Origin of the sequence: Pseudoroseomonas ludipueritiae (genome assembly GCF_014490445.1) — a bacterium.
Lineage (GTDB): Bacteria > Pseudomonadota > Alphaproteobacteria > Acetobacterales > Acetobacteraceae > Pseudoroseomonas > Pseudoroseomonas ludipueritiae.
The window spans coordinates 21,385-29,691 of the sequence record NZ_JACTUZ010000044.1; the positions used below are offsets into that span (position 1 = coordinate 21,385).

General features: G+C 67.1%; 5 protein-coding genes. 1 reads left to right on the top strand and 4 read right to left on the bottom strand.

Annotation, left to right across the window (positions count from 1 at the left end; all coding sequences use genetic code 11):
* Both rbbA and IBL25_RS11885 read right to left on the bottom strand, forming a co-directional pair.
* Window positions 1-2,778 (bottom strand): ribosome-associated ATPase/putative transporter RbbA, encoded by a 2,778-nt coding sequence (gene rbbA / locus IBL25_RS11880; protein WP_238940373.1) that lies wholly within the window; start codon window positions 2,776-2,778, stop codon window positions 1-3.
* The gene (locus tag IBL25_RS11885) at window positions 2,775-3,806 is read right to left on the bottom strand and encodes an HlyD family secretion protein (RefSeq protein WP_367615596.1); all 1,032 of its coding nucleotides are present in this window, start codon (window positions 3,804-3,806) and stop codon (window positions 2,775-2,777) included. Before IBL25_RS11885 ends, rbbA begins: the two co-directional genes overlap by 4 nt.
* Window positions 3,807-4,339: 533 nt before the next feature.
* Here IBL25_RS11885 and IBL25_RS11890 point away from each other — a divergent pair.
* On the top strand, window positions 4,340-6,118 hold the full coding sequence (locus tag IBL25_RS11890; RefSeq protein WP_194433688.1) for an SLC13 family permease: 1,779 nt from the start codon (window positions 4,340-4,342) through the stop codon (window positions 6,116-6,118).
* A 105-nt stretch (window positions 6,119-6,223) separates the two neighbouring features.
* Here IBL25_RS11890 and IBL25_RS11895 read toward each other — a convergent pair whose 3' ends face one another.
* Entirely contained in the window at window positions 6,224-7,459 is a 1,236-nt protein-coding gene (locus tag IBL25_RS11895) for a complex I 51 kDa subunit family protein (protein WP_187778759.1), read from the bottom strand.
* On the bottom strand, window positions 7,456-8,307 hold an 852-nt coding region (locus IBL25_RS11900; RefSeq protein ID WP_187778760.1), incomplete at its 5' end, for an FAD-binding protein. The genes IBL25_RS11900 and IBL25_RS11895, both read right to left, overlap by 4 nt.

The window sequence follows — 8,307 nt, forward strand, 5'->3', positions numbered from 1 at the left end:
TCAGCTCGCCTGTTTCCTGAGAAGCAGGGTGCCCAGCAGGAGCAGCACCGGAATGGCAATCAGCAGCGGCACGAAGGCAGACCAGAGATCCCCGAAATCCAGCGCCTTGGAGAAGGTGCCGCGTGAGATCGTCACGAAATAGGTCGTGGGATAGATGCGGCCGACGAGCGCCCCCGCGCCCTGCAGGGATGAGACGGGATCGATGATGCCGGAATACTGCACGGCGGGAATCAGGGTCAGCAGGGAGGTCCCGAAGATGGCCGCGATCTGGCTGTTCATGAAGGCCGATACCACCAGCCCTATGCCGGTCGTGGCGATCACGTAAAGAAAGGCGGCGGCCGTGAAGGTGAGCAGGCTGCCGGTGAAGGGAACACGGAAGACAAAGATGGCGAAGGCAGTCAGCATGGCGAAATTGAACATCGCCAGCACGATGTACGGGAGCTGCTTGCCCAGCAGGAATTCCAGCCGCGTGACGGGCGTCACATAGAAGTTGATGATCGAGCCCAGCTCCTTCTCCCGGACCACGCTGAGAACAGCGAGCATGGCCGGGATCATCATCAGGAGGAGCGGAATGACCGCCGGAACCATGGCCACCAGGCTCTGGATATCCGGATTGTAGCGGTAGCGGATGGCGAGCTGGAAGCTGCCCGCGATCGCGGCATCGCCATAGATCCGCCGCGCCTCCTGAGTCAGCCAGGCCTGATGCATGCCCTGGACATATCCACGCACGGTCTCCGCCCTGGCCGGCATCGCGCCGTCGATCCAGGCCCCGATCTCTACACCCCGGCCTCGCGCCACGTCGCGGCCGAATCCCGACGGGATCTCGATCGCCAAGCTCAGCTCGCCGTTGCGCATGCGCCGGTCGAGATCGGCGTAATCGGCGATGGGCGGCTTCTCGGTGAAGTAGCGCGAGCCGGCGATCTGCAGCGTGTAGTCGCGGCTTACCGTTGTGTCGTCCCGGTCGAGCACCGCGAAGGACAGGTTGCTGACATCCATGTTGATGCCGTAGCCGATCACGAACATCAGGATCACGCTGCCGAGAAGCGCCAGAGTTGCGCGGATGGGGTCGCGCCGCAGTTCCAGGGCTTCACGCCGCGCATAGGCGAAGATCCGGCGCGGATCGAAAAAGCGGTTCCGCTTGGTTCGCCCGGTGGGGTGGGCGGCCCCTGGGGAGGCCACGTGGATGGGCGCGGCTTCTGGTTCAGCGGGTTCGGCATCCGCCGCTTTCCGGATGGCATCCTCCAGATAGCCGATGAAGGCCTCCTCCAGGGTCGCCGCGCCGCGCTTCTCCATGATGACGTCCGGCTTCTCGCTGATCAGCACCTTCCCCGCATGCATGAGGGAGATGCGGTCGCAAAGCTGCGCCTCGTTCATGAAATGGGTGGAGACGAAGATCGTGACGTTATCCTGGCGCGACAGGTCGGACAGGATGCGCCAGAAGCTGTCGCGTGCGATCGGGTCCACGCCGGATGTGGGTTCGTCGAGGATCAGGATCTCGGGCGAATGCACCATCGCCACGGCCAGGGAAAGCCGCTGCCGGATGCCGAGAGGCAAGGAATCCGGCCAGGAATCCAGCACCTCCCCCAGGCCGAAGCGGGAGACCATCTCGTCGATCCGGGCTGGAATCGCCGCGGGCTCCATGCCGAAGAGCCGCGCGTGCAGGTCAAGATTCTGCCGCACCGTCAGTTCGGTGTAGAGGGAAAAGGCCTGCGACATATAGCCCACGCGGCGGCGAACCGCCATGTCGCCCGGGTCCACCTCCCTGCCAAAGAGGCGCGCCCGGCCTTCGCTCGGCACCAGGAGGCCGGTGAGCATCTTCATGGTGGTGGTTTTGCCGCAGCCATTGGAGCCAAGGAAGCCGAAGATCTCTCCCCTGCTGATGCGGAAGCTCACGTCGTCGACGGCGGTGAAGCGGCCGAACCGCATCGTCAGATGCTCTGCCTCGATAGCGACCTCGCCTTCCGCATTGCGCCTTGGTGGGATGACAACCTCCTGGTGCCCCCGCCGCCCTTCTTCCGGCAGCAGCGCAATGAAGGCCGCGTCCAAGGTTGGCGCTCCGGTCCGGCGGCGCAGCTCACCGGGCGTTCCGGTCGCGAGTACCTGGCCCGCGTCCATCGCCACAAGCCAGTCGAAGCGCTCCGCCTCTTCCATATAGGCGGTCGCGACGATAACGCTCATGCCAGGCCTGCCCTGGCGGATATCGTCAATCAGGTCCCAGAACTGGCGGCGCGACAAAGGATCGACGCCGGTCGTGGGTTCATCGAGGATCAACAGATCCGGGTCATGGATCAGCGCGCAACAGAGCCCAAGTTTTTGCTTCATGCCGCCTGAGAGTTTCCCGGCAGGCCGATCCGCGAAGGGAAGGAGGCCGGTGCTGCGAAGCAGTTCAACGATCCGCCTTTTGCGCTCCTGCCTGTCATGGCCGAACAGCCGGCCAAAGAAATCCACATTCTCGAAGACGGACAGGGTCGGGTAGAGGTTCCTGCCCAGGCCCTGCGGCATATAGGCGATCCGCGCGTAGATGCTTTCCCGGTGCGCATGGTCGGCTATGTCGCCGCCCAGAACTTCGACCTGCCCTTCCTGGACAGCGCGCGCTCCTGAAATGAGGGACAGCAAACTGGACTTGCCGACGCCATCCGGGCCGATCAATCCGGCCATGATGCCGGATGGAAGGTCCAGGTCGATTCCTTTCAGGGCCGTTGTCTTGCCATAGCGCAGGGAGACACCCTTGATCCGCGCCACGGCTGAGCGCCAGCCTGCCGATCCAGGCTCCGTCATTGCACCAGCGGGCCGCTGAGACTTGCCGGCCATTCGACCTTCGGGTCCAGCCGGACATAGGCCATGCCGGGCAGCCCGGTCTTGACCTGGCGAATATGCTGTTCCAGCAACTCGGGCGCGATCTGCGCCCGGATGCGGAACATCAGCTTCTGCCTCTCTTCGGTGGTTTCCACCGTCTTGGGGGTGAACTGGGCAACATCGGCCACGAAGCTCGCCCTGGCTGGGATGACGTATTGGGGCGCCGCATCCAGCACGAGGCGAACCTCCGCCCCCAGTTCCACGCGCCCCGCCTGCGCCGTTGGCAGGAAGAAAGTCATGTAGACATCGCCCAGATCGACCAGGTTGAGCACCCGGCCACCGGCCGCGAGCACCTCCCCAGGCTCGGCGATGCGGTACTGAACGCGGCCGGGGCGCGGTGCGACCAGGGTGCTGTCGTTGATATCGGCCACGATGCTCTCGATGGTTGCCTTGGCAGCCTCGACGGAGGCCTCCGCATCGACCACCTGCGCCCTGGCGGCGCTGATGGCCGCGTCCGAGGCGGCGAGTTGCGCCTGCGCGGCCCCGACTGCGGCGCGGGCGCCCTCATGGGTCGCGCGGTTGTCATCCAGCGTCTGGATGGAGACAGTGCTGCTCGCCGCCAGTTGCTCGGACCGCGCCAGCCGCCTGGATGCGCCGTCGAGTTCAGCCTGCCGCTGGGCAACAACAGCAACGGCTGCCGTCTTTTCCGCCTCGCGCTGTGTCACAAGGCTCTGCGCCGTTCCGATGGCGATTTTGGCGCGTTGCAACTGCGCCTCGGCTTCCCGCTTCCGGGCTTCGAGCTGCACGGTGTCCATGCGGGCGAGTATCTGCCCTGTTTCCACGAAGTCGCCTTCCCGGACCAGAATCTCCCGCACCCGTCCTGCTGACTTGGTTGAGATATCGATCTCGGTCGCCTCGATGCGGCCATTGCCGCTGGCGATTCCCTCGGGAAGGCCGCTGCCCCCCAACTGCTTCCAGGCATAGAAGCCCGCGACGGCAGCAAGCGCCACAAGAGCTATGAAAAGCAGTCGTTTGCGGCGTGCTGTCATTGCAGTCCAGACCTGACCCGTTATCCAGAAAGTCCGCTATGGCACTTTGTTGGAGAAGCTCCGACGGCTGCCATGATCTCCGCGATGATGATCCTGAATTCTGACCCGGTTTAGAATTCACGCCGATGTTGCCGCTCACCGGGCAGTGATAGCAAGTCGCTTTGATGTGCTCGAAGGCGTGAGGCCGGGGGCACCTCCGGATGGCGCCTTTTCCATCGCGAGCGAAGCCGCCGCCTTTGCTTCGGCGCCGCGCTTCTGGCAGGGTGGTTCCCGGCCTTCGCCGGGGCAGCATCAGCGAACCGGAATGATGTGGCTAACCGGATGCCCACCTGAGGGCTGGCGCCGTATCTGGAGGTAAGCCCTCGTGGATGCAGTTCGTGGAATGAGCGGTGTCACGTCTCTATGGCAGCTAGAAGCGTAGCATCATCTGCCGGAGCGCGGTTGTGTCTGCTGACTTAGCCGTCGTACTCGGCCTGCTCACCGCTGCGATCGGCATGTTCGCCTGGGGTCGGCCACGCATGGATGCGGTTGCATTGTCCATGCTTGTTGCCCTGCCGCTGACCGGCATCCTCACGGTCGGGGAAGCACTGGCCGGCTTCAGCGAGCCCAGCCTGGTGCTGATTGCCGCCCTTTTCGTGATAGGCGAGGGGCTGGTCCGGACCGGCGTCGCCAGCCGCCTTGGAGACTGGCTGGCATCCCGCACAGGCGGCAGCAGCACCAGGCTTATGGCGATGCTGATGCTGGCCGTCGCGACACTGGGCTCGGTGATGAGCTCGACGGGGGTGGTTGCCATCTTCATCCCCATCGTGTTGCGCATCACCATGCGGCTGCGGATCGCACCGGGCCAGATGATGATGCCGCTGAGTTTCGCCGCCCTGATCAGCGGCATGATGACACTGGTGGGAACGCCACCCAACCTGGTTGTGAACAATGAGCTGTTCCGGGGAGGCTATGCGGGCTTCGGCTTCTTCAGCTTCACGCCCTTTGGCCTGCCGATCCTGCTGCTCGGTATCGGCTACATGGCCGTGGCGCGCCGCTGGCTGACGGATGCGGAGCCGGAGGAAGCGGCACGCCACGGCCGGCTGACCCTGGCGCAACTCATCAGGGATTACGGGCTCACCGGATCCTCGCACCGCCTCCGCATTGGCCCTGACTCACCCCTGGCCGGACGCAGCCTTGAGAGGCTGCGTCTGCGCGGCTCGCATGGGTTGAATGTCATGGCCGTCGAGCGCTCCGAGCGCTTCGCCACGACTTTCCTGAACGCGACCGGTGAGACAGTGCTGCGCGCGGGTGATACGCTCATCGCCCAGTTCGACGGCCCTGAAGAGCGCCTCGAAGCGCTTGCCGCCCGGCTTGCCCTGCAGCATTCGCCGCTTCGCAATCTCGACACGGTTCGCAAGCCACATCCCATCGGCCTGGCGGAAGTGATAATCCCTCCCGACTCCCCGCTCTGTGGCAGATCGGTGCTGGAGGCGGAGTTCCGCTCCACCTATGGGCTGACGGTGGTGGGGCTTCGCCGCGGCCTGGTCCCCTGGGGCGCAGGGCTGCTGGAGGAAAGGCTGCAGGCCGGCGACACGCTGCTGCTGGTCGGCCCCTGGAAGGAGCTGCGCCGCTCCCAGCGCGGGAAGCGGAGCTTCCTGCTGCTCAATCAGCCGGAGGATCTGGAGGAACTGTCCCCTGCCTCCGACCGTGCGCCGCAGGCTCTGCTCAGCCTGGGTGTGGTCATCGTGCTGATGGTCAGCGGCGTGCTGCCGCATGTGCTGGCGGTGTTGATCGGCTGCCTGATGATGGTGGGCTTCCGCTGCATCGACCTCGACAGTGCCTACCGTGCCATCCACTGGCAGACCATCGTCCTGATCGGCGGCATGCTCCCCTTCTCCCTCGCCCTGCAAAAGACCGGCGGCATCGCTCTGGCGGCGGACGGGCTGGTCCGGCTGACGGCGGAAGCAGGGCCCTATGCCCTGCTGGCCAGCCTGTTCGCGGTCACGGCTCTGACCGGCATGTTCATCTCGAACACCGCAACGGCCGTGCTGATGGCGCCTGTCGCGATGGCCGTGGCGCGGGAGACGGGCTTCTCCCCCTATCCCTTCGCCATGATCGTGGCCCTGGCTGCCTCGGCGGCCTTCATGACGCCGGTCTCCTCGCCGGTGAACACGCTGGTCCTGGGGCCAGGCCGCTACCGCTTCAGCGATTTCCTGCGCATCGGCGTGCCCTTCACCCTGCTGGTCATGGCGGTGAGCCTGGCGCTGGTACCTTTGCTGCTGCCCCTGTAGCGGTTCCAGCCTTCGCCAGGTCGCCTCCCGGTCCCGCGCTGCCGGCCAGAAGGCCCGGCGTCCCGCGCCAGGAACTGACCGGCTGAGCCAGCCGGGATGCGGGGGTCAGTGTCGCTCCACCGCCCGCTCGTACTCGGCCCGGAACGTCTTCAGCGAGGAGCCCAGCACCGTCGCCGCCCCGTCCACCAACCCACAGCGGCCGCTGCCGGGAAGAAGCTCCGTCAGGTTCTCCAGCGCCTGTAGGTCGCCGGGCCGGCCCGCCCCGGCCTCGATCCGCTCCAGGATGCGCGAGATCTGGTGCGTGCCGATCTTGCAGGGCGGGCACTGGCCGCAGGAATTCGCCGCGAAGAAGGCGACATATTCCGCCGTCTTGCGGAGGATGCTGGTGCCCTCCCCCACCACGATCATCGCCCCCGTGCCAAGGCGGGAGCCGCGCGCCCGCAGGTTGTCGAAGTCGAGCGGCGCATCGAGGTCATCCGCCGTCAGCAGGGTATTGGAGGGGCCGCCGGTGAAGACCGCCTTGAAGGCCTTGCCGCCCAGCATGCCCCCGCCATGCTCGAAGACCAGGCTGCGGAGCGGGGTGCCCATGGGCAGCTCATGCAGCCCCGGGTGGAGCACGTCGCCTGAGAGCGAGAAGAGCTTGGTGCCCGGCGCGCCGCCGAGGCCGAGGCCACGGTACCATTCCGGCCCAGCGCGCAGGATCTGCCCGGCATGGGCCAGGGTCTCGACATTGTTCACCAGCGTCGGCGCGCCGTTCACGCCCCGCTCCGCCGGAAAGGGCGGCTTCAGCGTGGGAAAGGGGAAGCCGCCCATGACGCTGGCCACCGCCGCCGTTTCCTCGCCCCCGACATAAAGGCCGGAGCCGGTGACGACGAGGAGGCGCAGGCTTTCCCCGAGGGCCTCGGAAAGCCGCGGGAGGAGCGGATGCGCCTCCCATTGCGCCACGGCCTCGCGCAGCACCCGCACCGCCGCTGCCTCGCGCGGGTTGACATAAAGCACGACCGTGGCGGCGCCCACGGCCAGCGCCGCGACCAATGCCCCTTCGATCACCTGGTGCGGCGTGCGGGAGAGCAGGAAGCGGTCCTTGAAGGTGCCCGGCTCGTCCTCATTGCCGTTGCAGACCACCCATTTGCCGGGACCGGGCTGCGCCGCCACGGCGGCCCATTTGCGATGGGTGGGGAAGCCCGCTCCGCCCAGGCCGCGCAGGCCGGCGGCCTCGATGGCCGGGATGACCGCAGCCGGGTCGGCCAAGGCGCGCTCCAGCCCCTCCCCGCCGCCCAGCGCCATCCAGGCGGCGAGATCGGCGCCGACGCAGCGGCGCTCATCGGTCAGGACCTTCATGCCGCCCTCCCCCGCTCGGTGGCCATGTCGAAATTGCCGTAGGGCGGAAAGACCAGCGGCGCCTTGCGCGTGAGCGGCAGGCCCTGGGCGATCAGGGCGCGGCGCCAATCGGCCAGATGCGTCAGGCCGATGTTGCGCGGGCGCTCCACCCGCGCATCGGCGGCGGCGGCGCCCCCGGCGCGGCGGCCGAAGGCCACCAGTTCCAGCAGGGCATTGCCCATCATGCGGTTGCGGCCATGCAGCCCGCCCGTCACCTCGCCGGCGCAGAGCAGGCCGGGCACGCCGCTCCATCCATCGGGTTCGATGGCGACGCCGCCATTCTGGTAATGCAGCGTCGGGCGGACGAGGAAGGGCTCGGCCGCCGCGTCGAAGCCGGCACGATGCGCGAGATGGGTGAGCGTCACCAGGCTCTTGCCGAGGATGCCGGGCTTGGCCCGCTCCAGCCCCGGCGTGTCGAGAAAGACCCCGGCGCGGCCATCGCGCAGGATGCCGCGCCCTTCGGCGATCTCGCGCAGGATGGCGGCGGCCACCACGTCGCGCGTGTTCAGCTCGTCCACGAAGCGCTCGCCCAGGCCATTGACCAGCGCGGCACCGGAGGCGCGGGCGGACTCGCTGACCAGTTGCCCCTCCATATGCGGCGGCCAGGCGATGCCGGTCGGGTGATACTGGAAGCTGTCCACCTCGCGCAGCGCGGCGCCGAGGCGATAGGCCAGCACCAGCCCATCCGCCGTGGCGCCATAATGGTTGGAGGTGGGAAAGCCCGCGATGTGCAGCCGCCCGGCGCCGCCCGTGGCCAGCACCGTGGCGCCGGCGCGGGCGAGCACCGCGCGGCCCTGGGCGAGGTCGTG